We start from the raw sequence: 26136 nt of genomic DNA on the forward strand, positions 1-26136 counted from the left end.
CGACAGCCTCCTCATTCAAAGATTTTGGAACTGGCCAGCAACAGACCAGTTAATTTTTTAGTATTTCAATTTTTCTTTGAGAAGCTCTTCAACTTGCTCGTAAGAAACTTTTTCGGTATTCATATCGCGGCGGTTGGTATATTCCACCACACCGTCCTTAAGTCCTTTGTCGCCGATGGTAATGCGATGAGGAACTCCGATAAGCTCCCAATCGGCAAACATGACACCCGGTCTTAAACCACGGTCATCGAGGATGACATCAACGCCGTCAGCTTTCAGTTTGTTGTAGAGAGTATCTGCCTTTTCTCTGACAGCTTCGCTCTTGTCGTACCCTAATGCGCAGATAACAACTTCAAAAGGCGCCATGGCTTTTGGCCAAATGATTCCCTTGTCGTCGTGGTTCTGTTCAATAGCAGCGCCCAAAAGACGGGAAACACCAATTCCGTAGCAGCCCATGTGAATAATCTGAGGCTTGCCGTTTTCGTCCAAGAAAGTGGCCTTCAACGGTTTGGAATAACGATCGCCTAAGTAGAAGACGTGACCGACCTCAATGCCTCTTTGCATTGTCAGTTTGCCTTTTCCGTCCGGAGACATATCACCTTCAACGACATTGCGAAGGTCAACGACTTGAGTCGGTTCCGGCAGATCCCGACCCCAGTTAACACCGGTAATGTGATATCCCTCCTTATTAGCACCGACAACAAAGTCACTCATGTTGGCAACAGTAAGGTCAGCAATCACCGGAACGTCTTTGGACAATCCGACCGGCCCTAAATAACCCGGCTTGCTTCCGAAGGTATTCATAATTTCGTCGTCAGTGGCAAAACGATAGCCGCCTTTAAGAATATCTACCTTACCTGCTTTCACTTCGTTCAAAGAGTGATCGCCGCGGACTAACAAAAGCACAACTTTAGCCGGAAGTTCCTTACCTTCTTCATCTTTCCGGTCAATAGCCAAAACGATGGCCTTGACGCTCTTTGTCAAAGGAAGGCCAAGATACTCGGTCATGGTTTCGCACTTTTCTTTACCCGGCGTAGCGACCATCTTCATTTCTTCAGTTGGTTCAGCTCTCTTTTCGATAACGGATAAAGCCGGAGCCAATTCAATGTTGGCTGCGAAGTCGCTTTCCGGGCAGTAAACGATGACATCCTCACCGGTGTCTGCGATTACTTGGAATTCTTGAGACAAATTACCGCCGATGGCGCCCGAGTCAGCCCTAACCGGTCTATAGACCAAACCAAGTCTGTCAAAGATCCTGCAGTAAGCATCGAACATCAGTTTGTAGCTCTTTACAGCCTGCTCTTCATTACGGTCAAAAGAATAGGCGTCTTTCATGACAAACTCACGGCCTCTCATCAAGCCGAAGCGAGGACGTCTTTCATCTCTGAACTTGGTTTGAATTTGATAGAAGTTGACAGGCATTTGCTTCCAAGAATTGATCTCCTGTCTGGCAATATCAGTTACTACTTCTTCAGAAGTTGGCTGGAGTGCAAATTCTCTTCCATGACGGTCTTTGAGACGTAGCAATTCATCGCCGTATTTCTGCCAACGGCCGCTTTCCATCCATAATTCAGCGGGCTGAACCATCGGCATAACGATTTCCAAAGAACCGGCTTTATCCATTTCTTCACGGATAATTTTTTCAACTTTCTTTAATGTCCTTACGGCCAACGGCATGTAGTTATAAATACCGGCGGCTTCTTTACGGATCATTCCTGAACGGAGCATGAGCTTCTGGCTCACAATCTCAGCGTCTGCAGGAGCTTCTTTCTTTGTCGAAATATGAAACTGACTTGCTCTCATTGTGTGGACTCTAATAATTTGAGTAACTTTAAACCTGAGCAAAAATCACATCTGAATGCCTTTATATATAATGCTCAGGCGCAAAGTATTTATTTTAATTTAAGTTTATGCTCGATAGAGAAGGATATCGGCCAAATGTCGGCATCATTTTGGCTAATCCGCTTAAACAGGTCTACTGGGGAAAAAGACCTCGTCAACATTCCTGGCAGTTTCCACAGGGCGGCATCAATAGAGGAGAGACTCCTAAAGAAGCCATGCTCCGGGAACTATGGGAAGAGCTCGGTTTAACTCCTGACAAGGTAAAAATTATTAACAGCACGAAAGACTGGATTCGTTATGACGTTCCCGAACGCTGGGTGCGCCGAGACCTCAGAGGCATCTATCGAGGGCAAAAGCAAATCTGGTTTTTACTTGAGCTTACCGGTAAGAACATCGATATCGATATCAACGCCACTAATCATCCGGAGTTTGAAGCTTGGAGATGGAACAATTATTGGGTTCCGCTAAGAGATGTGATTGAATTTAAACGTGACGTATACAAGAAGGTGCTTTTAGAGTTTGCTCCCTCCTTGTTTACCTCTCATCGTGATCTGACGCCGCCTGAGAATTGGGGCAAAGTTGAGAGCACTTCCCGCTTTCGCAGATAGTACCTTCCATTGACTTCCTCCTCTTCGTAAATGAAGAGGATTCCTACCACCATTACAACAGCCGTAGCCTATTGTTGTAGAAAGTCTCGTTGGGTTCCTGCTGACAACAGCCTTACTGCACCGTTCATTTCACAGGCTAACCGGGCGTGTCCGGCCCTTAATACATTTATCGCTCCCACGATATCGGCATTTTCTTTGTATCCGCATTTGACACATTCGAAATGTGCTTGCGTTTGTCTGTTTTTTGCCGAAATATATCCGCAATTCGGACAAGTTCTGCTCGTATTTTTCGGAGGAACCAATACCAGCAACCCTCCTCTTTCTTCCAGCTTGTAAGCCAACATTGTCTTGAAAGAAAACCATCCTTGGTCAAGAATTGAACGATTTAAACCGCTTTTCTGTCTGACCTTTTTTCCGGGCTGCTCAACTATACCTGACGCCGATGCAGACATATTCGATACTTTTAGATCTTCCATGAACACAATACCGTGGTTTTTGGCTATTGTTGTCGTGATTTTATGCAAAAAGTCTCTTCTTATATCTGCTATGCGTTTGTGCAGTTTCGCGATTTTGGTTTTGGTTTTCTTAGAATTGCTACTTCCTTTTTGTTGTCGAGATAATTTCTTTTGTAGTTTAGCTAACTGCTTTAGACAATTTCTCAAACTATTGACCGGCTCTACAAAAGTCCCGTTCGAAAAAGTAACAAACTTCTTAACGCCCATGTCAATTCCGATTTCGGAATTAATCATCCGCTTAGGCTCTATTTCAAATTCAGTCTGAATGGAAACGAACCATTTTAGACCCTCTCGAGATACCGTAATATTCTTTGGTTTGCCAATGATGCTTCTGCTCTTTCTATAGCCGACTGTCCCTATTTTCGGCAAATAGATCCTTTGTTTATCCTCATCTATTTTGAATCCCTGCGAGAATCGGAATGAATCGCGCTGAAATTTCTTTTTGAACCTTGGAAATTTCGTTCTCTTGGCAAAAAAATTCTTGTATCCCTTCTCCAAATCTTTCAATGCTTGTTGGAGGACTGAGAATTATCGAGCCGTCTTATTCGAAAAAAGAAATATCCCTCCATTCGTAGTCAATTATGGGCAACTACTCTCTGGTCGCCTTCTTATTTCATCGCAAGTTGTGGAGGCGCCCTACTTCTATTATCAACCAGTACATTGAACAGCAGAATACGCCTGACTGAAAAAATTTTAGATCCGGCCCTTATATCACCGTCCTAAAGAACGGTGTTTTACGGGCCTGCCTGATAAAGATTAATTCGCTGACTGGATGAGAACCATATTGTCGTGGTGAATGAGTTCCTGACGTTCAATATAACCAACAGTATCTTCGATTTCGCTACTGTGCTTTCCTTTCAGCTTTCTCGCAGTCTCCGCAGAGAAATTAGAAAGACCTCTGGCAACTTCTTTGCCTTCTTGGTCGAAACAAGAAATGACCTCGCCCTTCAAAAATTCGCCCTGAACGGATTTAACGCCAATCGGCAGTAAGCTCTTGCCTTTTCTGATGGCTTGAACTGCGCCTTCATCGATCACGCAGTAACCTTTGAGCTGAAGATGATCTGCCATCCATTGTCTGCGCGCAGAGAGAGGCTCCGATTCGCTTACTAACAAGGTTCCTAAGGATTCGCCTTCAGACAGGCGAACTAAAACATCCGGAATTCTTCCGCTAACAATAACGGTTGAAGCGCCGCTTCTCGCAGCTCGTTTTGCGGCTAAGATTTTAGTTAGCATTCCGCCTTTCCCGATGGAGGATCCTGCTCCGCCTGCCATAGATTCCAAATCGGCAGAGCCGGCTGCGGCACGTGAAATCAATTCTGCATTCGGATCATTGCGCGGGTCAGCGGTAAACATGCCTTCCTGATCAGTCAAAATAACCAGAATATCGGCATCTACCAAGTTGGTCGTCAGCGCCCCTAAAGTGTCATTATCCCCGACCTTAATTTCGTCGGTGATGACAGTATCGTTCTCGTTAATAATGGGAACCGCTTTGAGTTTTAAAAGGGCAAGAAGCGTGTGACGAGCATTCAGATAGCGTTCACGGTTAGCTAAGTCAGCATGGGTAAGAAGCAATTGAGCCGCGACCAGATCGTGGGCAGCAAAACACTTCTCATACGCGTGAGCCAAACCCATTTGACCTACCGCAGCGCAAGCCTGTAATTCATGAATTTCCGTTGGCCGTTTTTCAAAGCCTAATCTGACGACACCTTCAGCAATAGCGCCGGAGCTCACCAGGATAACTTCCTTACCCTGTTCCTGGAGGTGTCGGAACTGACTGACCCAACGATTAATAGCCTCTTGGTCCACTCCTTTCCCTTCATTGGTAACAAGAGAGGATCCGATTTTGACTACGATTCTTTTAGCTTTTTCCCAGATCTCTTTATTTTCTTTCATCGCCTTCGATTTTTTGAGCATTCTCCTCATCTTCATCGAAATCATCGATGACAGGCTCGGAGTCTTCGATTAGCATCTGCCGCTGTTGCTGCAAATCTTCGGAGATAGCTTTAACTAAAGTGTCGCAGCCTTCTCTGGTAGCAGCTGAAATCGGGAAAATAGGTGTTTCATCACCGAATTCCCTGCGGTACTTGGCAATGACCTCTTCTCTCTCGTCTTCGGGCACTAAGTCCATCTTATTAAGTACCAACCAACGAGGTTTATCAGCCAAAGCCGGATCGAAATTATAAAGTTCTTTAACGATGGCACGGGCGGCTGCTATTGGATCAGTAGTTTCATCAACAGGAGCAACATCAATAACGTGCAAAAGCAGGCTGGTTCTAGATAAGTGCCTCAGGAAGAGATGTCCCAAACCGGCTCCTTCAGAAGCACCTTCGATTAATCCGGGAATATCCGCAATAACAAAGCTTGTTTCCGGACCAACTCTGACAACCCCCAAATGCGGGTGCAAAGTAGTAAACGGATAATCCGCAATCTTTGGTTTTGCATTAGAAACTGCTGAAATCAAGGTTGATTTTCCAGCATTCGGCAAACCCAATAGGCCGACGTCGGCAAGAACTCTCAGCTCAAGGTTGAGTTCTCTTTCTTCCCCAGGCTCTCCCGGTGTGCACTGACGAGGAGCCCGGTTTGTTGAAGATTTGAAGTGCAAATTTCCGAGTCCTCCCTTTCCTCCTTTTGCAAGGAGAGCTCGTTGTCCGTTTCTATCTAAGTCAGCAATGACCTCACCTGTGTTTTTATCTGTAATAACCGTCCCTACGGGAACTTTCAATTCAATATCAGGCGCACCTTTGCCGTAGCAGTCACTGCCGCGACCGTTTTCTCCGTTTTTAGCCAAGAATTTTCTGGTGTAGCGATAATCGATAAGAGTATTGATATTTCTATCTGCAACCGCGTAAATAGAACCTCCTCGGCCTCCGTCTCCACCGTCCGGACCTCCTTTCGGAATAAATTTCTCTCTTCTAAAAGAGGCAACACCGTTGCCGCCCTTTCCGGCTTTAACTTCTATTCTTGCTTCATCAACGAATTTCATGATTTAACAAATTTTCTAATATGCTTAACGATTTCTCAATGATAGTCAAAAAATGGGACTCACCTCCTAACTTCTGCCTACTCTAGTGCACACAAGTTCCGGAAAAAGAGGAGAGGCAACGGTTTGGAGGAAGATCTATAACAGTCCGAAGCAATGCCGCTCGAATGGTCCAAACAAGATTATTGCAGCACTACCAGAAAGAAATAGTGGAAAACAAAAAGGAGGCCTGCAAAAGAACCTCCAAGAAAAACAAAAACCTCAGACCAACTAAGGAATGAGGTTTTAAAGCCGAACCTGAGATTAAGCTACAGGAACAACATTCACATAATGACGGTTAAGGCGACCGTGAACTACGAATTCAACCTTACCTTCAGCCTTTGCGAACAAAGTGTGATCACGGCCCATGCCTACATTTTCACCGGCATGGAAATTTGTGCCGCGCTGACGGACGATGATTGCGCCCGACTTGATCATCTGTGAACCGAAAACCTTAACGCCCAAACGCTGTGCATTGGAGTCGCGACCGTTTCTTGTGGAACCGCCACCTTTCTTATGTGCCATTTCAAATACCTCTTATCAAAAATCAATTAAGCAGAAATCTCATCAATCTTGAGTTCTGTGTAGTTCTGACGGTGACCGGCACTCTTGATGGAGTGTTTACGGCGACGGAACTTGAAAATACGAACTTTTTCATGACGGCCATTGGCGACAATAGTTGCTTTAACTGCTGCGCCTTCGATTGTAGGAGCGCCAACTTTCATACCAGCGTCATCTTTAATAGCGAGAACTTGTGTAAGTTCGATCTGGGAACCTACTTCTCCGGCCAAGGACTCGACGCGGAGCTTATCGCCAACAGCAACAGTGTACTGTTTGCCGCCGGTCTTAATAATTGCGTACATAAAAACCTCTTCACTTCAATGCAGTCCACGATCTGCTGAAGCCTTTTTGTGTGGTAAAAGAGTAATTCGTGGAACGTGCGATTATTACACAACTTTCCTCTCAAATCAAACAGTAAAGTTAAAAATAGGAAAAAAGCCCTAGCAACTCGAGAAATCCACTAGAAACAAAATAGAAGAAAATCTGACTCCGTCCATGTGCGAGAGCCTTTTGAAGAAATCAGTCTGTCTGCGGCTTATCCAAAAAGCTTCTTTCTGCCAACAGTTAAATGTCGCGCCAGTTGAAGACTTCATGTTTGATTATGAGATTTTTCGAATAATTTTCGTTCCGCAGCTGCTTTTGAAGCAGAGCCAGTCCGCAAAAAGCTACAAACTCCGGTTTACCTTGCATGATTTGCTTCACCGTAAGTCTGGCCTGACTTTTGTCAATCAGCATTAAAGGAACGTCCGCTTCCTCTGCTTCCTTACGCACAGCCTCTACAAAAGGCGCAGTTCTTTGATCTTTTACGGTCCAAAAAAGTGTGATCGAACCATGTTTGTTCTTGGCGGCTGCTTTAAGCCATGCATTAAAAGGCGCAATTCCTATTCCGGCGGCACACCATGACTGAGGCTCTTTCGAAAAAATCGGGATGAACTCTCCCCAAGGACCTTCAACCTCAAAAATATCTCCCGTGTGCAGCCTCTCTAGGAGGAAATTGGTAAAGTCGCCTGACTTCTTAATCCACAGTATTACTTCGTCATCGCTAAATTCCGCAATAGAAAACGGATGGCCTTCATCTCCGGGAAGATGCACAAACAAAAACTGTCCGGGCAGTACCTCTTTACCCAAAGGAGTTTTCATTTCAAGACGAATGCAGTCGCTGCCAACTTCTGAGATAGAAGTGACGTGGGCTTTCATCTTTTTTTGCCAACCGGGTCCTTTTCTTAACAGATTGATGCTTGCCCATAATCCCACGACCGTAATCGCAACGATACTTAGTCCGAACGGCATGTAAAAATCGGACACTTTCATCAAGCGCAGAGAATGCAAACTTAAAAATATAAAAACCCAAGCAAAAACAGAATGGATTTTTAACCAGCGTTTGTAAGGAATCTTCTTCGTTAGACAAAGAAGCACAAGAATCAAAGCTATCCAAGTAAGCCATACGGAAGACTCTTTGGCCACAGTTCGACTCATAGACCACACCAAATCCCAAAAAGCCGGATCGGCGAGCATCTCTTTTTTCGGTGGTTTTGGAAGCGTCCAGATAAGTCTTAGGATCGGACCGAAAATGTCTTTCACAAAGTAATGTACAAAGGCCATTGCAACGGCTGCAAAACCGAGCCATTTGTGAAAAACATACAATCTGTCGAGCGGTGAGCGAAAAACCTTTTCAATCCAAGACGGACGAGCAGCGATGACAAGGCAAATGGTCATCCACAACCAAGCAATTGCGCCGGTAATATAAAAAATCTCATGAGTATAGGAGCGGGCGTCAAAGTTCGGCGGAAAACACCACAAGCCAAGAATCCAAAAAATGAAAAGTGAAATGGTCAGGATTGAAGTAAGTATCATTTTTCTTTCCTTGCAAAACGTCTTCAATTCAAGTTTAAGAATGGGAATCCTTGAATTCAAAGTCTTTCATCAACCATTTGTTGGAAAACTTTTAAAATTGTTTGGTTCCGTAAATTTTTCAAGCAAAACAATTAAGGCACTTCTGATACTTAATAATTCATACTTTGCTTGTTCACGTTCAATCCACTTAGCAATTACGTGCATTCAAAAATCTTCCTACCTCCAATTAGTATTCTTTTGCCTGGCAGGAATTTACGAAATACATTGTTTTTTCCCTTCAGAGCTGACAGTTTTCTGTTTTCTTCCAGTAATCAAAGAGTTGAACACAGCTGGAAGGAAAAGAAAGACGGCAAAATAATATGATGAAATCTGCGAAATCCAACTGAGAAATAACTATTCAAACAGAGTGTTCTCCAGTTATGTCCACTGAGAATTTATTTTTTACTTTATATGCGAAACATTTTGCATTGAAAAAATATTATTTCATAATACAAAAACAATTTCACAATAAGCAAGATTTAACAACTAAACACAATTTTAAAAGAGCCTAAGTTCTTCGTTTTGAAGATCGGATCATTTACTTAGAAATTAACTGAGCGTCAAACCATTTCAGAAAATTTTTTTTAAATATTTATAAGGGTAAACATTTACATTTATTCTCTAAAAGAAGTAAGAAACTATTAATTTTCTATCTGACACATAGAGGAAATACCTATATTTTCTTCTATTATTTTTTCGAAAGCACAACTTTCAACCCCATCAACTTAACGAAAGAAGGGCTATATGAGAAGTAGAAGACCTTTATATAAAACCCTGTACTTCCAAGTTATTTGCGCCATCATTATCGGCGTTCTTTTGGGATATTTTTACCCCGAGCTTGGTGCCCAGATGAAACCCCTTGGCGACGGCTTCATCAAATTAATCAAAATGATCATTGCTCCGGTAATTTTCTGTACCGTTGTTATCGGTATTGCCGGAATGGAAGATATGAAAAAAGTTGGCCGCGTCGGTGGCTATGCTCTTCTGTACTTTGAAGTGGTATCAACCTTCGCTCTGATAATCGGCTTATTGATGGTTAATCTCCTCTCCCCCGGTTCAGGGATGCATGTCAATCCGGCCACTTTAGACATGTCGGCCGTCTCCGCCTACACCCAGCATGCCTCTTCCCACTCCACCGTTGACTTCTTTATGAATATCATTCCGTCAACAGTGGCAGGTGCCTTTGCATCCGGAGACATTCTTCAGGTCTTATTCTTCTCTATTCTTTTTGGTTTTGCCTTACAAAAAATGGGCGGCCAGAAATCTCAGCTTTTCCAGTTAATTGACAAAACCTCGAAAATTCTTTTCTTGATAGTCGGCTGGATCATGAAAGTTGCCCCTATCGGCGCATTCGGTGCAATGGCTTTCACGATTGGCAAGTATGGTATTTCTTCCCTACTTCCTCTGGCCAAACTAATGGGTGCTTTCTACTTCACCTGTTTCATCTTCATCTTCGGTGTTCTCGGAGCTATCTGCAGAAGCCACGGTTTCTCTCTTATTAACTATTTGAGATATATCAAAGACGAACTTCTCATCGTGCTCGGCACTTCCTCTTCTGAATCAGTGCTTCCGAGAATGATGGTAAAAATGGAGCATGCCGGCATCAGCAAGTCCGTCGTCGGCCTGGTAATTCCGACCGGCTATTCATTCAATCTTGATGGGACAGCTATTTATTTGACAATGGCAGCTGTGTTTATCGCTCAAGCCTGCGACATTCAGATGACGCTCTTCCAGCAACTGACTCTTCTTGCGGTGCTCCTGTTGACAAGTAAGGGAGCTGCCGGCGTCACTGGCTCTGGCTTCATTGTCCTTGCCGCTTCCCTTTCCTCTCTCGGCGATGTTCCGGTTGCCGGATTGGCGTTGATTCTCGGCATCGACCGTTTCATGAGTGAAGCACGTTCCATTACCAATATGATCGGGAACGGCATTGCCTGTATCGTAGTCGGCAACTGGGTCAAAGAGGCTGACATGGACACCGTTAAGAAGCACACTCACCCGGCTTACATCCATCTAGCAGAACAAGCATTGGAAGCTCTCGAAGGCAAAAAAGCACAAAACCTAGAACCGACAGCCTAATATTTATTCTGCAAAGGCCGCTTTCGCGGCTTTTGCTTTATCCGAGGCCTTAAGAAGCTGCGCGATTCAGCGCGATTGTAAGTAAAGTTGCGGCACCTACTTGAATCGCTTTATCGTTAAAGTCAAACATTGGATGATGAACACTGGCAAAGTGAGTTTCATCTTTCATGCCCAGACGGAACAAACATCCAGGCTTGGCTAAAAGCATAAAGGAGAAATCTTCTCCACCGCAGGTTCTATGCCATTGCTTGACGCGCTCTTCGCCCAATAATTCTTTAGCATAACCGGAAGCCTTTTCCACCAGCTCAGGAGTATTAAACATCGCCGGATAAAGCTTGGTGTACTCAACTTCGACCTCCATATCATTGGCAAGAGCAATTCCATCGGCAACCTGCTTCATTCTCCTAATAATTGTTTCCTGAACTTCCGGTTCAAAAGATCTGGCTGTTCCCGATATCTTGGCTTCTTGCGGAACAACGCTCGGTCCATCTCCAAATCCACTTTGAATGCATCCGGCAGAAACTACAGCGGTTTTCATCGGATCTACACTTCTAGCTACAATCGTTTGGAGTGCCAATACACATTCACAAGCTGCCACCAGAGGATCTTTTGTCATATGAGGACGAGAGCCGTGTCCGCCTTTTCCTTTGAAGGTGATTTCGAACTTGTCGGCATTTGCAGTGGCGTATCCCGGAATAAAACCGACATCACCGAGATTAAGGCTTGGCTCGGCATGAAGTGCATAAAACTCATCGATACCAAATCTTTCTACCAAGCCGTCAGCAATCATGTGTTTTGCGCCGGCAAAACCTTCTTCTCCGGGCTGGAAAATTGCAACTAATGTTCCAGCAAAATCTCGATGCTGGGCCGCATAATGACAAAGCGTCAGTAGTGTCGCGACATGTCCGTCATGGCCGCAAGCATGCATTTTCCCTTTGACTCGACTTGCCCAGGCAGCGTTGGTTTTTTCCTCCAATGGAAGTGCGTCAGAATCTGCGCGAAGCCCGATTGTTTTACCTGGTTTTGTCCCACGGATAACGGCAACTACGCCGGTCACATCTTTTCCTCCAACATACTCATACACTTCATTCAAAGAAAAAGAGGCAAGGCCTTTCGTTATTTTCTCTTGAGTTTTATATAAACAAAGACCAAGCTCCGGTTCTTCATGGATTTTGTGGCGGATATCGGTGCCGATTTTTGCGCTCTCTGCCATTTGTTCCGGCTTAATTAATATTGTCATTAGTCGTGCTCCTGAAAAAAAGGTTTTGAGAATTCAAAGTGTAGCAACCGTCAGTGCTGCATATTCGTAATTGATAGATGTGCGGTTCTAAGCGATTTCAAAAAGTTAAAAATTTTGCTGATTTCAGCGTAATAAATTTTTGTCTACGATATTTTCTGTTTCTAATCTCAAACTTAGACCTCAAAACCTCTTTTTTATCTCTTCACACTCAGAAAAAATTCGGTAATATGCTTTGGTTAAGAACTAGGAGGAGGAGCAATGTCACACGTTGCAGAAACAGTAAAACAGATAATTGAACCCGTCGCTTCTGATTTAGCTGAAGTCGAGAAAGCGGTACTTAGCGATCTGCAAAGTGATATTCCTCTGATAAAGAAGATAAGCGATTACATTGTTTCTGCCGGCGGCAAAAGAATGCGACCTTTAATTCTTATCCTTATTGCCAGAGCGTTGGGCTATCAAGGAAAGGAACATATTTTCCTGGCTACGATGATTGAATATGTCCATACAGCCAGCCTCCTGCATGACGACGTCGTCGATGAAAGCGATCTCAGACGCGGAAAATCAACAGCTTGCTTTAAGTGGGGAAATTCAGCTGCCGTTCTGGTAGGCGATTTCATGTACTCTCGGGCTTTCCAATTAATGGTCAAAACCAAAAACATCCGAATCTGCGAAATCGTCTCCGGTGCCGTCAATCGAGTCTCCGAAGGCGAGGTAATTCAGCTTCTTAACATCCACGATACCACTGTAGACGAGAAGCGCTACTTTGAAGTCATTGAAAGAAAGACCGGAGTTCTATTCGAAGCCGCCGCCCGGATGGGAGCAACGATTGGAGGAGCAACTAAAGAAGAAGAAGAAAAGCTCACACAGTACGCCTTAGCCTTAGGAACGGCCTTCCAAATTATCGATGACGTTTTAGATTACCGCGGCGATGAAGAAAAGACCGGCAAAGCCTTAGGTGCAGATTTGCGTGAAGGCAAAATGACGATGCCCTTGATCTATGCATTGAGAAAATGTTCAGACGAAGAGGCCAAAGAAATTAAAGAAGCCGTTAAACAAGGGGAAGGAGATCTCAACTCCATTACTCGTATTCTTGAAGAGACAGGAGCAATTGAAGAATGCGCAATCACCGCAAAACAAATTGTTTCTTCCGGAATAGATGCGATTTCTTTCTTAAAACCTTCCCTTTATAAAGAATCTTTGGTAAAATTGCTCTCCTTGACTGTGGAGAGAGATTTATAATTACTCTCTGAAGTTAAAAATGTCGGAGTATAGCTCAGCCCGGTAGAGCACTGCGTTCGGGACGCAGGGGTCGTAGGTTCGAATCCTGTTACTCCGACCAAATCGGAGTGACAAGCAATGACAAGTCATACAGAAAACTCCGTAAATGTCGCTTTTTCGAACACCTTTTAGTAAATCTCCCTGTGACAAACCGTGCCAACCAGTGCCAAACAATGACATGGTTTTAGGATGACTATTTTTATGTCTGTTAAAATTATAAAAAACAGCACTCTCAATAGTCATCTATGCCACAAAGAGCGAAAGAGTTATCTGCACTTGCCGTTAAACGACTTACCGAGGTTGGGTTTTACTTTTTGGGCGGAGTGCCAGGCTTTGCCCTCAAGGTCCAAAAGAACTCAGCCAGTTACGTTTTAAGATATTCGGATGCCTACGGAAAAAAGCATGACGTTTTCATCGGTCCGCGCTCTGTTCTGAGCTTATCCCAAGCACGGGGTATTGCATTAGAGCTGAAAGCCAAGATTCTTGCGGGAAGAGATCCTCTTGAAGAAAAGAAACAAGCTCGACAAAAAATCAAAGAAGAGAAAAAACAGCAACAAATCCCAAACTTCGAAAAAGTAGCTAATGATTGGCTTAAGGATCGCGCAAGAAACGGATTTTTCCGAAACAACCCGGAAGGTGAAATCCGAACGTTTTGGGTTTTAAATCGGCATATTTTCCCAAAACTCGGGGCTAAATCTATCAATGCAATAACACCTGAAATGATCAGGGATATTATCGGACCTTTATGGGAAACTAAAACAAACACTGCTCAAAAAGCACTAACCTACTTACGGCAGATTTTCAACTGGTCAATTGCTCTTCGGATTAGGGAAGACCGCGAAAATCCTGCTGATTTGAGATCTGCGCTAGGCGTTCTGCTCGAACCTCAAAAACGAAATCGACGCGAAAAAGAAAATCATGCTGCCATCAGCGTTGAGGAGCTTCCAGCGCTTTATGCCGCGCTGGATAAACTTCAGGGAACCTCTCCTCGTGCTTGTCAGTTCGCGATCCTTACCGCTTCTCGATCCAAAGCGGTACGGCTCGCAACTTGGGATGAGTTCGATCTCGAAAACAAGATATGGAATATTCCGCTTGAACACGACAAAATGAAACAGGCGAAGAGAGACAGAACCATTCTTCTTTCTGACGAAGCTGTCCAACTACTTAAAGATTTGCCAAGATACACCGGACAAACAAAAGTCTTCTTAAGTAATCAAATGCAAACATTGTCTGATATGACTATGTCGATGGTTCTTAGGCGATTGCATAAAAAGCAAAAAAATATAGACGGTATCGGTTGGATTGATAAAGAAAAAAGCCAGAGAACCGAAAAAGATTGCATCGTTACTCCTCACGGTTGTGCACGTGCAACATTCAGAACTTGGGCAAAAGACGACACTATTGGGAACAATAAAGTCTTTGATCAAGAAGCTGTAGAACTTTGTTTATTGCATTCAAAAAGAGACGTCTATAACGGTGCTTATGACAGGGCGAGGCTTTTAACCGAAAGAAGAAAAATAATGGATGCCTGGGGAAAGTATTGTATATCTGCGGTTCGAGAAAAAACATCTCAAATAAAAGACTCGTGAGAAACTTACTTTATTCTGTAGACGTGATAGACTACGTGTCTTTGGTGAAATCGGGGTGTAGCTCAGCCTGGTAGAGTACTGCGTTCGGGACGCAGGTGTCGGAGGTTCAAATCCTCTCACCCCGACCATCACATTTTTATATTAGTTCTCGTCTTTGCGCTTTTCAAAATCTTCTCCGTTTTGTACAAATGATTTTCAATAAATGAACTTAATTTGGCAATTTGGAGCTTAAGTTCTTTGAATGGGATTGACCTTTTCTCGCGATTGTCCACCAATATATTCAAGGCATGAGCAATTTGGTTTAAGTTAACTCCGATTTTATTCATCGCAACTGTCGAATCGATAACGGCCTCCCTTTCTTTTTCCAACAACATTATCGTACCTAGAAGATCCTTTCTAAGAAGCAACGTAAGGTAACCTTGTTTAGAAACGCCGAACTCTTTGGCTCTGCAATCTAATGCGGCCAGCTCACTTTTTGTTAACCTTAAGAAAAGAGGAATCTTTTTCTCTTCTGGGAATTCTTCTGCTTTGGCTTCAGAAAAAACAGTCCTAATAACACTTTTGTCCGAAGAGTTTTTCTGGCCTTTCAGCTTTTCTTCGATAGTTGCATTAATAAATGCCGAAAGACTTTCTCCGGATTTTTTCGCATACTCCTTGGCTGCATCTTTTGTTTCCGTTTGAACGCGAGCCGTAAGAACACTGGTTTTCTTTTCTGAACCTCTTTTTGGCATGACAAACCTTTTTGGTATTAACTCAGATCGTGTGTAACGTATCCACCGAACGCTCCCGCGTTCGACCGCCTTAGCGGTGTGGCAGGACAACCGAAAATGAAATTTTCGACCGAGCCCTCGGCGAGGTGTTGATGCATCTATGGTATCAAATGTATACATTTGATATCAAGATGCGATCCTGCCTTAGCAGTAGTTAGTCGTACATCCTCAGTTGTTATCCCCAATTCAGCTTGTCAAAATTGTGGGTAACTACTCTGGCTGCTGAGAGTTGTCCGCATTTTCTCCCGGTAAGCGCTTGTCTCCGAAACTGGCCGTAGTGAACCAAGTGAAAATTCTGGGCAACTCGAAGCCGAAAAGTTGATACGGATCAACTTTTGACTTCTCACGAAGTGGAGGCTCTATCTTTTGAAAAATCCGGCAGTAACCCATGCTGGCGGAATTTTCCTCTCTTCAGCATTGCCGGCAGAGACGGAATGCCGAAGCTGATTTCTGATTTGATTTTCAGAAAAAGTTGTTCCAGAACAACTTTTTCCCGATCCGATTTTTCTGTTGCCGTCTTTTTCAGCAGTTATCCCTAATCCGGGTTGCCAAGGATTGTGAGTAACCGCTCTGGTTGCTGAGAGTTGTCCTCATTTTCTCTCGGTGAACGCTTGTCTCCGAAACTGGCCGTAGTGAACCAAGTGAAAATTCTGGGCAACTCGAAGCCGAAAAGTTGATACGGATCAACTTTTGACTTCTCACGAAGTGGAGGCTCTATCTTTTGAAAAATCCGGCAGTAACCCATGCTGGCGGAATTTTCCTCTCTTCAGCATTGCCGGCAGAGCCGGAATGCTGAAGCTGATGTCCGATCTGATTTCAGGAAAAGTTGTTCCGGAACAACTTTTCCCCGATTCGATTTTCCTGTTGTGGATTTTTTCAGCAGTTATCCATAATTTGGTTTAGCAAAATTGTGGGTAACTGCTCTGACCGCTGAGAGTTGTCCTCATTTTCTGGAAGTTCTGCTATGGCAATGTTTTAGAATTCAAGGGCCTGAAAGAATCAATTTAAAGAATACCAAAATGCCGCTTTTAACTTGGATTAACGACAAAAGAGCACGTAGTGCTGCGACAGAAGTTCCCTTCCATCTTTTAAAGAAAATCTCCTCCTATGGTGATGAGAAGGCCGTAAAAGAAAATCTGCTAATTCAAGGAGATAATCTTCTCGCACTCAAGGCATTACTGCCATTTTATCGGGGGGGGGGTGAAGTGTATTTATATTGATCCTCCTTATAACACTGGGAGCGCTTTTGAACACTATGATGACCATTTAGAACATTCTCAATGGCTTTCCATGATGTACCCTCGTTTGGTCCTCCTTCGTGAGTTTTTATGCGAGACCGGAACGATTTGGATAACATTAGACGATAGAGAAGTTCACTATGCGAAGGTTATATGCGACGAAATTTTTGGCCGTAAATGTTTTGTTAGTAGCGTAATTTGGAAATCAAGTGACAATAGCAACAACGATGAAAAGAAAATTTCAACCGACCATAACGAGATATTAGTTTATTCAAAATCTGAAGGATGGATTAGCAACAAACTAAACGATCCGAATAAGAGAGCACATTTCAAAAATCCGGATAACGATCCAAACGGCCCTTATTTTGATGGGAATCCCCTTAACTCTCCAAACTACCGGGAAAATTTAATATATGACATTGTGGCCCCAAACGGAAACATCATAAAGCCACCAAAAAATGGTTGGAGATGGTCGAAAGAAACGTTAAAGGACAAATTGCAAAGTGGGGAAATCCGTTTCAACAATTCTATGAATGGGATCTTTAGGAGGACGTACCTTAAAGATATGGCTGGTCTTCCACCGTCTTCTCTCTGGGTTGACCATGAAGAAACCGGACACAACCGTAGAGCAGCTACGGAACAAAAGCAACTAATAAAAGATAGTGGACAAACTCCTTTCAAGACTCCTAAACCAGAGACTCTGATTAAGAGGATTATTGAGATTTCTACTTCTCAAGGCGACCTTGTTCTCGATTCATTCCTTGGTTCTGGAACTACTGCGGCGGTTGCACATAAAATGCGAAGGAAATATATAGGAGTTGAACTTGGAGAACACGCACGCACACATTGCCTGCCCCGGCTTGAAAAAGTAATACAGGGAGAAAGGGGCGGCGTTAGCGCTGTTGTTGGATGGACTGGTGGGGGAGGTTTTTCCTTTTATGAGTTAGGTCCGAAAGTTTTCGATCAATTTGGCAGTATCAACACAAATGTTGATTTTGAAACTCTCGCTGCATATATCTGGCAAAAAGAAACAAATACTGTAACAGTTCCGTCTAAGTCTCCTTATCTCGGAACCACTGACGAAGTTTCTATTTTTCTCCTTTATAACGGAGTCCTAGGCGATAAAAAACCGGAAGCAGGTAATGTTCTTACTCCAAAGATCCTACGGATATTAGAAAAAGAGTATCCGATAAGCAGACAAAAAATCATTTATGGGGAAGCCGTAATTGGCCTCTCGGAAACAGAGCTCAATAAAAAAGGTATCACTTTTAAACAAATCCCCTACGATATAACGGAGTAATTTTTATGTTCGAGCTGAAAAAATATCAACAAACGGCGATAGATACCCTCGCCGAATTTCTTTCCGTTCATCAACAGAAAGGAGCGCAAGAAGCTTATAGAAAACTTTGCGTGCTCAACGGATGGGGACAGCAAAGTGAATATTGCGATCTCTTTAATGGAGCACCGGCCGTTTGTCTCCGTGTCCCTACGGGGGGTGGAAAAACGATAATTGCAGCCTCTTCTATCAAGACAATAGACCAAGGAACATTGGACACCGGAGCCCCGGTCGTTTTGTGGTTAACACCGTCTGATGCCATTACAACTCAAACCTTTTCGGCCTTAAATAGTCCCAGTCACCCGTATAGAAAATCCTTGGAAAAACAATATCCCGGAAAGGTCAAAGTTTGCGATATTGACTCAGTTCAAAGCTTGGCTCCAAGTGATTTTCGTCAATATTGCATCGTCATAGTTTCTACCAACCAAACCTTCAATATTCGTGACACCGGTAAGAGAAATGCATATTCATTTAATGAAAATTTAGAATCTTTTTTTCTTGATTTGAGCGCCGAACAAACAGAAAGCCTCGAAAAAGTCACGAAACAAGAAATTGAAGAGTATCCAAATGGAGTTCTGACAAGGCAGGATGAAGGCCGAGTCAAATATTCCTTAGCAAATTTATTAAAGTTGTACCGGCCAATACTTATTGTCGATGAGGCACACAACAACCGCACTGAGACTTATTTCAACACTTTGAACCGGCTCAACCCTTCGGCCTCTTTGGAATTAACTGCAACCCCGCAGAAAATGAACAATACTATCTTTACGGTTAGTGCTTGGGATTTAAAGGCCGAAAACATGATTAAGATCCCTATCCTTCTTACGGGAGAAGAATTGGGATGGGAACACTGTTTGATTCAATCAATAGAAAAATTGAAAGAATTGGATAAGCTTTCTATTACCGAAAATAAATACATCAGACCAATTTTACTGATACAAGCAGAGAAAAAAGAAGGGACGGCTACCGTCGATATGATTAAAAAGTATATGACAGCTAATTTAAATATTCTCGAAAAAGAAATTGCTGTCTATACCGGAGAAACCAAGGATTTTTCAGGAAATGAACTCTTTTCTCCAAATTGCCCGATTCGATATGTAATAACCATCAAAGCTTTGGCTGAAGGTTGGGACTGTTCCTTTGCCTATGTTTTATGCGGACTTCAAAACATAAAGAATGCAAAAGATACGGAGCAGCTTCTTGGAAGAATTTTGAGAATGCCCTATGCAGAAAAGCGGGTACATCCGGAGTTGAACAAGGCTTACGCTAATATTCAATCCTCTGCTACGATGAAGCTTGCCCTGACTTTAAAAGAAGGTTTCGTCCGTAACATGGGCTTTGACAGACAAGACGCCTCAGACTTGATCCAACTTTCTGTTAAGCCAGATATTGAGACTTGTCCAGATCAACCTTCTTTATTTGAGCTCGGTGACGATAGGAAAGATTCGGATAACGCTAAAAAAAGAACTCCTGTGGCTCAAATAGCAGTAACGCTCGGCAATAAAGACCTCACTAGCTTGATTGAAGAAAAAGAAATTAAAGACATTCAAGTATCTGAGCTGAACCCGGATGAATCCAAAAAAGAAAGGACATGGATTATTACCACGCCCACCTTAAACGAGGAAGAAAACCGGAAGCTGATAGACATAATTTTGTCCAATACCCCAAAGAAACTATTAGATACCAATAAAGAAAAGATAGACGATCTTTATTACCAACAAAATAAAGAACGTTGTAAGAGCATTCAAAAAGAGCCTATAAAGCCAATCCCTCTTCTTCTACTTAAAGACCCAGAGGGGGAGGACAGAATTTTTTCCTGTGAGGTTCTGAACAGTCAGGAATGGGAGCCTTCCAAATATGGATACGAATTAAAAGGGTTTACACCTGTTAAAGAGTTGAAAGGCTACCTGTTTGATTCGAAAGAAAACGGAAAATTCCAGCTAAACGAGATTCGATCTTCTATCTCTCAAAAAACTCCTGTCTTCAATTCCGAGTTTGAATTGATAACGAAGGAACAACTGATATATTGGCTGTCCAGAGAGGTCAAACGGAATGATCTGACTCCTCAAACTGTCAGAAAATTTGTGGAAGCCATTGTTACGAGAGATCTTCTTACGTCCAAGGGCTATTCTCTTGAAAGCTTATATCAAAGTCGTGTTCCGCTGGCTAAGGCAATTAAAAACCTTCTCGAATCAAATTTCAAATTATCAAAGTCGGCCAATTACCAATGGGCCCTTCCACTTACTTTTATGGAGCCTGCCAAGGAGGAATTTTGTTTTAAATTCGATCCTCAAAAATACACCCCAAGAAATTGTTATGTAGTTGAACAAGGTTCAAGACAATTCGAAAAGCACTATTTCCCGAAGATCCATGACTTGCATTACAAAACTCCCAGCGGCAACGCTGTCTCTGAAGAGTATTTATGCGCGGTTGCAATTGATATGAATCCGAAAGTTGAATTTTGGATTCGGATCATAGAAAAGTCTGATGACTCTTTTAGGCTGGAAACGCCTTTCGGTTTCTTCTATCCCGATTTTTATGTCCAATTAGAAGATGGTCGACGATTCATTGTCGAATATAAAGGCGAGCAACTGTGGAGCAACACCGATTCACAATTAAAAAGAGACATCGGCAAGCAATGGGAAAAAGCTAGCAATGGAGAATGCCTTTTCCTAATGTGTCGATATGAAGACAAAGGCTTGGATATCTCTGAACAAATCAACAATAAGATAGACGGAATCCGTTAATCTTTATTTTCGAAACTCCGGAGTTTCGACCGCTTCTGATTTCCGATTTGATTTGCTGGGAAAGTTGTTCCGGAACAACTTTCTTCCGACTCGGCTTTCTTAACTATGAAAAAAAGACCACAATAAAACAGTCTATCGGGTCAAAAAAAAGACCGCAGAGAAAGCGGCCTCTTTTATTTAAAAGTAAATTATTTTGTATTTAGTGCGTCTTTAAAAAGTTTTCCTGCAACAAATTTCGGCTGAATCAAAGCTGGAATTTTAAGTTCTGCACCTGTCGCAGGATTTCGACCAACACGAGCCTCGCGCTTGGCTGACTTAAAAGTGCCAAAACCCATTAAAGTGACTTCATCTCTGGATTTTACCGTTTTGATGATTTGACCGTCTACCTAGCTCCTTCTCTTTTTTCTCATTTGGTTCTTCAAAGACATACTCAGGCGTGTCATAGGAGATCACCTCTTTATGCGCCATCGTCGGCGGTTATAACTCTAAGCTGGATTTACTTCTTCGTTAGATTTAATATAGGGAAATTCCCAGTATATGCCCCCCCCCGATAGAGTCCAGAAGCATTGTGAATTTGTTCGAATTTAGTACAATAATTATAAGAAAAAGTCTCAAGATAAAAAACACACCTGAGGAATTAAATGCTACTAACACTCTCTTCGGACTGTGATCATTGTCCGATTTATAAAAAAAGAAAGATTTTTCAGATCTTGTCTGAACTTTTAAATAAAAATTTAACGGTGGGGCAGCGCAGTAAGTTTGCATTTTTGCCAATCGTAGGTCTAGGGACAGTCGTGGCTGCAGAGCCACCTGTTGAGCCAACAGATGTGTTGGAAATAACGGCGCAGGTTACATCAAGCGAGACTTACAATGATTTAAAAGAAATTTCCTCATCTGTAAAGAATGTCTTTCAACTTGCTAACACGAGTGGCGAACAAAACCTTCGATTTAATAATGTTGCACAAATTAGTCTAATAAATAAAAGCAATAGTAGCGGATTTTATATTTTCCAAGTATCTTCTCCCAAAGATACCCAGAAACAAAATATTTATTTTACACAAAAAGCCCCTCTTATCAGTTCTTCTTCTGGCGTGATTTTCTCTGCAATAGGAAATTTAAATGGACGACTTCTGAGCCAGCAGAATGTCTATGGAGATATAGAAGAACTCTTCGTTACTAAGGGATCAATTGCTAGACCACTAAATATTGATGGAGAGTTCACCCCAGAAACACCGAGAAAACAGGGTGCTCCGTATGGCGTTATTTCGCTAACTACAGGCGCTCGTCAGGTTTTTTATGGGAATATTGGTGCCATATCAACAGGTTCGAATGCTCTTGGTACGGCGATTTATGTCCGTGGAGATAATCCGAATAGCACTTCTTATCCTGCTCCTACTGAACAAGCTTTCCTAGGGACTATCGGAGATATTGGTTCTGCTTCCAATCGTTTCCTTTACGGAATTTCAATGCTTCAGCAGGCTGATCAATATATAGAAGAAGTCGGAACAATTTATGCAACCTTTAGAGGGGTGCGTAATTATAGGTCGGAGCATGGTTCAGGAAACCAGCTAACAACATTCGGAAAACCAACTGGACAGTACCTTAAATCTGTAGAAATGATAGATTTAAAACGAGCTGGAACTTCATATAACACTATTGCTGTTTATAACTGGAACGATAATGGCAACAAAAGTTGGGGAAGACAATACATTGGGCTCAGAGGGAAAAAAATTGGTGACGAGTATGTCGGAATAAGTGTAGAAGACAGTTTACGAGTACCAATTGCACTGCAAAATATTGGAGGCGTGCAGGAAATAGAAGCATTAAATCATGAGGGAGTAGCAATCAATTTAATAGGTAATGCAGGCTATACAGCTTTCGTACAGGGACAAATTAACAATAAAAACGACTCGAGTCGGGAAAGCGTTCTCACAAAAACAAGTTTTACAGGGCCATTTACAATTACTGCTCCACTAAAGGTAAGGTCTACCTTATGGATAGGGTCCTCAGCTAAACCTCCCTTGGAAAAAGGAATTTCTGCATTAGAGTTTTCTTCCAACGAATTTGGCAGAGGAAGTAAATTTAATCCCGGAGCTTACATTGATATTGAAAAGAGTACAAATACAACACCTTTACAAGGGGATGAAAATGCTTATAACAATACAAGACTAATTTTTTCTAACTCTGGTCTGACCTGGAGCTACTCAAACTACATCCATAATCTAGGCGTTTTGCGTTCCTCACCTCTTGTTAATCCGTCCCAGGGAACGTCATTGGCTACATCCTCTTTTGAATTTAATACTGTTTACATTAGTTCTAATCATGTAAATCCAGATAATCAGCCTTCACCCCCTCCCTCTCCCGATACTGAAGAGCCAGATCCCGACTCTCCGGATCCAGTATTCCCTGAAGGTGGCAGCCCTGAGGGTGGCAGTTCAAAAAATGACGGTGGGGCGATAAAGTTTAACAGTTTGACACCTTCTGCTCTTATAGGAAGTACTGCTTCTCAGACTCCGGATGAAGGTTCTGAAGAGCCGAAAGATCCAGATGAGCCGGATATTGAGGTTCCGGAGATCAAGGTAAGATATAAGTATCCCTATGGAAATGGTCCTTACATGAATTATTGGGCTATTGGAAGCTCCGCAACTACGGCCCCTTATTTCTATTTTGAAAAAATAGAAACCTCTGATGGAAAAGCTGTCAAGGCAGACCGCTCCAATGCATCTTCTCTGGATTTTTATGTAAAACCAACAAATTTCTATAAAGATGGGGTTTCAACAGTCGGAACATTAAATGCAGATAATTTTTGCGCCGGAGAAAGCTGCGGAGATACTAAAGAAATTGCTCCTGGATGGCAGGGAGCACCAAGTGATAAGCGCTTGGCAGCTGCTTTTTGGTTGCTTAGAAGTGCTGCAAACTCAATTTATGCTAAAGAGGGAATAGAGAACATTGGTTCTCAGGATTACATTCTGATTAAAGATGACTATGAGGAAGGTTTTAATGGTCTGACTAAAGGAACTATGTGGATTAAAACCACAGATGAAGAGGGAAATGAAATTGTTAAGAGAGACGATCCGAACGGAGAAAATCCTAAGTATGCTCATGCTGCAGGTTGGGTGATTATTCCGGAAGGTGTCGTTAACCATGCTCTTAAAGCTCAATGGTATTTTGAGGATATAGATCTAGTCCAAGAAGCAAATAGTGAGGTACCGGAAAAAGTTAAAGATGCAGGGGCAAAATACAGAGGTGAAATCATTGATCTCGCAACATGGTTCCCTTGGGAGCCTATGGAACCCGGGTTTACTCATCCCATTCCTTTGATTCCTGCTACACCTATTCCCAAGCCGCAGCCTACTCCAACGATGAAATCCATAGAGTCGGTATCTCTTAGTCATTATTTCACTTGGCGTCAGGAAATAGACACCCTCCATCAAAGACTGGGTGAAGTTCGAGATAATTACGAATTGGAAGGTCTTTGGGCAAGAGGCTACGTCGGACGCAATAGATTTAACCATAACGGTTATTACTTCAAGGATAATTACAAGGGTATCCAGATCGGAATAGATCGGAATTACTTCGAATACAAAGACTCCTACCGCTGTCGCGATAAAGACGGAGAAAATTTCCCCTGTAAGAGAGAGAAGGCCCATGAATGGATTTACGGTGCAGGTCTGTCCTATACAGACGGAGACCTGAAACTTAGCAGAGGCGGAAATGCAGACAATTGGATGGCCAGTTTCTGGCTCTACGGTGTTAGGAAATTTTCCAATGGCGGTTATCTTGATCTCGTCGGTAAAGTCAGCCGATTCTCCAATAAGTTCTCCGCCTGGAGCAGCGACTATCTCCTAAATACCAAAGGTCATGACAGAACTTGGGGCTACACATTAAGCGCTGAGTACGGTAATAAGCATTACATTTACAAAAATAAAGATTGGTACTTTGACCCACAGCTTCAGATCATTTATGGCAGAATCTTAGGCTCTGATTTTAGGACTAACAATAATGTTAACGTCCGCCATAAAGCGGTCAATAGTTTGATAGGTCGTGCTGGCATTGCGCTTGGATATGAAGCAAAGGAAGGTTCCGCATTTGTCAAAGTTGATGCACTAAGAGAGTTTAAAGGCCGCTTAGATACGACATATAAACTCGATGACGGCAGTTCTAACCGTTCACGCTTTAATCTTAAAGAGACTTGGGGAGAAGTCTCTGCTGGGGGCACTTATACCTTCTCACAGAAAAAAGACAAATTTGCTCACTTCTACGTAAAAAGAAGTTTTGCCTCTAAGCTGAAGGCCGATTACCGCGTTGATATCGGATTCGAATACATTTTCTAATAAGAGTTGCCTTTGCTAAAAACGCAAAGGCAGCGGAGAGATACAATGAACAGTAAATCACTACTGCTGATGCTTAGCATTTCCACAATGTTAAGTTTATTTGGCTGTGCCTCCATAGTTGATAAAGACGTACAGGAAATTGAGATTACAACAATTCCGGAAAATTGTTCGATTTCAATCAAGGATAAGGATGGTGAAAATGTTTATACGGGACAAACGCCGTTTAAGGAGGAACTGACAAAAGCAAAGGGATATTTTTCCGGACAAAGTTATGACATCCATATTGAAAAAGGCGGATATCGTCCGGTAGATCTTGTAGTCAAATCAAGGAATAGTGTTTGGTATGTATTCGGGAATACCTTCAGTGGCTTTATCCCAGGATGGATTGGGGTGGATGCAAAAACACGTTCAATGTATGAAATGTCACCTTCAAGAATTGAGATTAGATTAATTTCAGATACCGAAACTGATTTTCCGGGGCAATTGGAAACAGAAAAAGGACAAAATTAAATGAGAAAGATTCTTTGGATCGTGTCGCTGTTTTTACTAGCCGGCTGCACTACAGTAGACAAAACGTCTATTGAAGAGCAAGAGGACGGTTCTTTCAAGCTGAGTTCTATTAGCGAAAACGAGTGGTCCGGTTCTTTTTTATCGGCTAAGGCCATAAAAGAAGCGGAGAAATTTTGTATGGAGCGTGGAAAAGTCTTAGAAAAAATAAAACTCAAAAAAATGAATGATGGCAGGTTTAATTGTGCAGAGTCGCAGTTGTTTTTTGTGTGCCGATAAGCAATAAGAACGGTTCATGCTGAGAAGGGAAGGCCTTGAATTTTAATGGATTTAACAAGAAGCTCTCAAAGTTTAAGGCACTCCCGAAGTTTAGATAGAAGCTTAGTGACTTCTCTTCTCCCGCTAAGCGCTTATCTCTGAAACAGGCTGTAGCTAGCCGGAAAATTATGGGGGACTCGAAGCCGAAAAGTTTATACGGATCAACTTTTGAACTCTCTTGAAGAACAAAACTTTGCCTTTTGAAAAGTTCCGTCACACCTGCATCCTCACGCTCAAGCAGGGGAATTTCGAGGTATTTGGTAAA

Annotated in this window: 17 protein-coding genes, 2 tRNA genes and 3 pseudogenes; 12 read left to right on the plus strand and 10 right to left on the minus strand. The window is 42.7% G+C overall.

Annotation, left to right across the window (positions count from 1 at the left end):
- Positions 1-57: 57 nt before the first annotated feature.
- Positions 58-1803 (minus strand): proline--tRNA ligase, encoded by a 1746-nt coding sequence (locus ADH67_RS07460; RefSeq protein WP_066595022.1) that lies wholly within the window; start codon positions 1801-1803, stop codon positions 58-60.
- 107 nt (positions 1804-1910) lie between these two features.
- Between ADH67_RS07460 and ADH67_RS07465 the strand changes: the two genes are divergently transcribed.
- Positions 1911-2450, plus strand: coding sequence for an RNA pyrophosphohydrolase (locus ADH67_RS07465; protein ID WP_066595025.1), 540 nt, complete (start codon positions 1911-1913; stop codon positions 2448-2450).
- Positions 2451-2518: 68 nt separating this feature from the next.
- On the opposite strand, the pseudogene ADH67_RS07470 reads toward ADH67_RS07465, so the two are convergent.
- Positions 2519-3475 (minus strand): annotated as a pseudogene (locus ADH67_RS07470) (RNA-guided endonuclease InsQ/TnpB family protein); the annotation flags it as partial.
- Positions 3476-3493: 18 nt separating this feature from the next.
- Between ADH67_RS07470 and ADH67_RS07475 the strand changes: the two are divergent.
- Positions 3494-3651: pseudogene (locus ADH67_RS07475) on the plus strand (transposase); the annotation flags it as partial.
- A gap of 70 nt (positions 3652-3721) precedes the next feature.
- On the opposite strand, the gene proB reads toward ADH67_RS07475, so the two are convergent.
- The 5 genes from proB to ADH67_RS07500 form a co-directional block, all read right to left on the minus strand.
- Positions 3722-4858, minus strand: a complete 1137-nt coding sequence (gene proB / locus ADH67_RS07480; RefSeq protein ID WP_066595029.1) for a glutamate 5-kinase — start codon at positions 4856-4858, stop codon at positions 3722-3724.
- Positions 4845-5948 carry a GTPase ObgE gene (gene obgE / locus ADH67_RS07485; protein ID WP_066595031.1) on the minus strand — a complete coding sequence of 368 codons (1104 nt, stop codon included), beginning with the start codon at positions 5946-5948 and terminating at the stop codon, positions 4845-4847. The genes proB and obgE overlap by 14 nt, the downstream gene beginning before the upstream one ends.
- Positions 5949-6248: 300 nt before the next feature.
- Positions 6249-6509, minus strand: coding sequence for a 50S ribosomal protein L27 (rpmA, locus tag ADH67_RS07490; RefSeq protein WP_066595033.1), 261 nt, complete (start codon positions 6507-6509; stop codon positions 6249-6251).
- 26 nt (positions 6510-6535) lie between these two features.
- Entirely contained in the window at positions 6536-6847 is a 312-nt protein-coding gene (gene rplU, locus ADH67_RS07495; protein ID WP_066595037.1) for a 50S ribosomal protein L21, read from the minus strand.
- A gap of 262 nt (positions 6848-7109) precedes the next feature.
- Positions 7110-8399: a ferric reductase-like transmembrane domain-containing protein gene (locus ADH67_RS07500; RefSeq protein ID WP_066595038.1), complete on the minus strand. Its 1290-nt coding sequence runs from the start codon at positions 8397-8399 to the stop codon at positions 7110-7112.
- A gap of 783 nt (positions 8400-9182) precedes the next feature.
- On the opposite strand from ADH67_RS07500, the gene ADH67_RS07510 reads away from it, so the two are divergent.
- Positions 9183-10514: a dicarboxylate/amino acid:cation symporter gene (locus ADH67_RS07510; protein ID WP_066595042.1), complete on the plus strand. Its 1332-nt coding sequence runs from the start codon at positions 9183-9185 to the stop codon at positions 10512-10514.
- A 49-nt stretch (positions 10515-10563) separates the two neighbouring features.
- Here ADH67_RS07510 and ADH67_RS07515 read toward each other — a convergent pair whose 3' ends face one another.
- Positions 10564-11754, minus strand: a complete 1191-nt coding sequence (locus ADH67_RS07515; RefSeq protein ID WP_066595044.1) for a M20 metallopeptidase family protein — start codon at positions 11752-11754, stop codon at positions 10564-10566.
- Positions 11755-12012: 258 nt separating this feature from the next.
- On the opposite strand from ADH67_RS07515, the gene ADH67_RS07520 reads away from it, so the two are divergent.
- From ADH67_RS07520 to ADH67_RS07535, 4 genes are all read left to right on the plus strand, one after another.
- On the plus strand, positions 12013-12993 hold the full coding sequence (locus tag ADH67_RS07520; RefSeq protein ID WP_066595046.1) for a polyprenyl synthetase family protein: 981 nt from the start codon (positions 12013-12015) through the stop codon (positions 12991-12993).
- A gap of 23 nt (positions 12994-13016) precedes the next feature.
- A tRNA-Pro gene (locus ADH67_RS07525) sits at positions 13017-13093 on the plus strand.
- Positions 13094-13277: 184 nt separating this feature from the next.
- Positions 13278-14621, plus strand: a complete 1344-nt coding sequence (locus tag ADH67_RS07530; protein WP_066595052.1) for a tyrosine-type recombinase/integrase — start codon at positions 13278-13280, stop codon at positions 14619-14621.
- Between the two features lie 51 nt (positions 14622-14672).
- Positions 14673-14749 (plus strand) — tRNA-Pro (locus tag ADH67_RS07535).
- Here the strand turns inward: ADH67_RS07535 and mobC are convergent.
- A complete protein-coding gene (mobC, locus tag ADH67_RS07540; protein ID WP_066595053.1) occupies positions 14750-15352 on the minus strand; it encodes a plasmid mobilization relaxosome protein MobC in 603 nt (200 codons plus the stop codon).
- A gap of 1239 nt (positions 15353-16591) precedes the next feature.
- Here mobC and ADH67_RS07555 point away from each other — a divergent pair.
- Both ADH67_RS07555 and ADH67_RS07560 read left to right on the plus strand, forming a co-directional pair.
- The gene (locus ADH67_RS07555) at positions 16592-17929 is read left to right on the plus strand and encodes a site-specific DNA-methyltransferase (protein ID WP_236578416.1); all 1338 of its coding nucleotides are present in this window, start codon (positions 16592-16594) and stop codon (positions 17927-17929) included.
- A gap of 5 nt (positions 17930-17934) precedes the next feature.
- The gene (locus tag ADH67_RS07560) at positions 17935-20712 is read left to right on the plus strand and encodes a DEAD/DEAH box helicase (RefSeq protein WP_066595061.1); all 2778 of its coding nucleotides are present in this window, start codon (positions 17935-17937) and stop codon (positions 20710-20712) included.
- A 188-nt stretch (positions 20713-20900) separates the two neighbouring features.
- Here the strand turns inward: ADH67_RS07560 and ADH67_RS07565 are convergent.
- A pseudogene (locus ADH67_RS07565) lies at positions 20901-21089 on the minus strand (HU family DNA-binding protein); the annotation flags it as partial.
- A gap of 264 nt (positions 21090-21353) precedes the next feature.
- On the opposite strand from ADH67_RS07565, the gene ADH67_RS07570 reads away from it, so the two are divergent.
- From ADH67_RS07570 to ADH67_RS07580, 3 genes are read left to right on the plus strand one after another with little or no spacing between them, the layout of a single operon-like run.
- Complete coding sequence (locus ADH67_RS07570) at positions 21354-25046, plus strand: autotransporter outer membrane beta-barrel domain-containing protein (RefSeq protein ID WP_066595063.1); 3693 nt, start codon at positions 21354-21356, stop codon at positions 25044-25046.
- Between the two features lie 45 nt (positions 25047-25091).
- Positions 25092-25556, plus strand: a complete 465-nt coding sequence (locus ADH67_RS07575) for a hypothetical protein (protein WP_066595065.1) — start codon at positions 25092-25094, stop codon at positions 25554-25556.
- Complete coding sequence (locus ADH67_RS07580) at positions 25557-25832, plus strand: hypothetical protein (protein WP_066595067.1); 276 nt, start codon at positions 25557-25559, stop codon at positions 25830-25832.
- Positions 25833-26136: the final 304 nt, after the last annotated feature.

Source organism: Turicimonas muris, from assembly GCF_002221595.1.
GTDB classification, from domain to species: domain Bacteria; phylum Pseudomonadota; class Gammaproteobacteria; order Burkholderiales; family Burkholderiaceae_F; genus Turicimonas; species Turicimonas muris.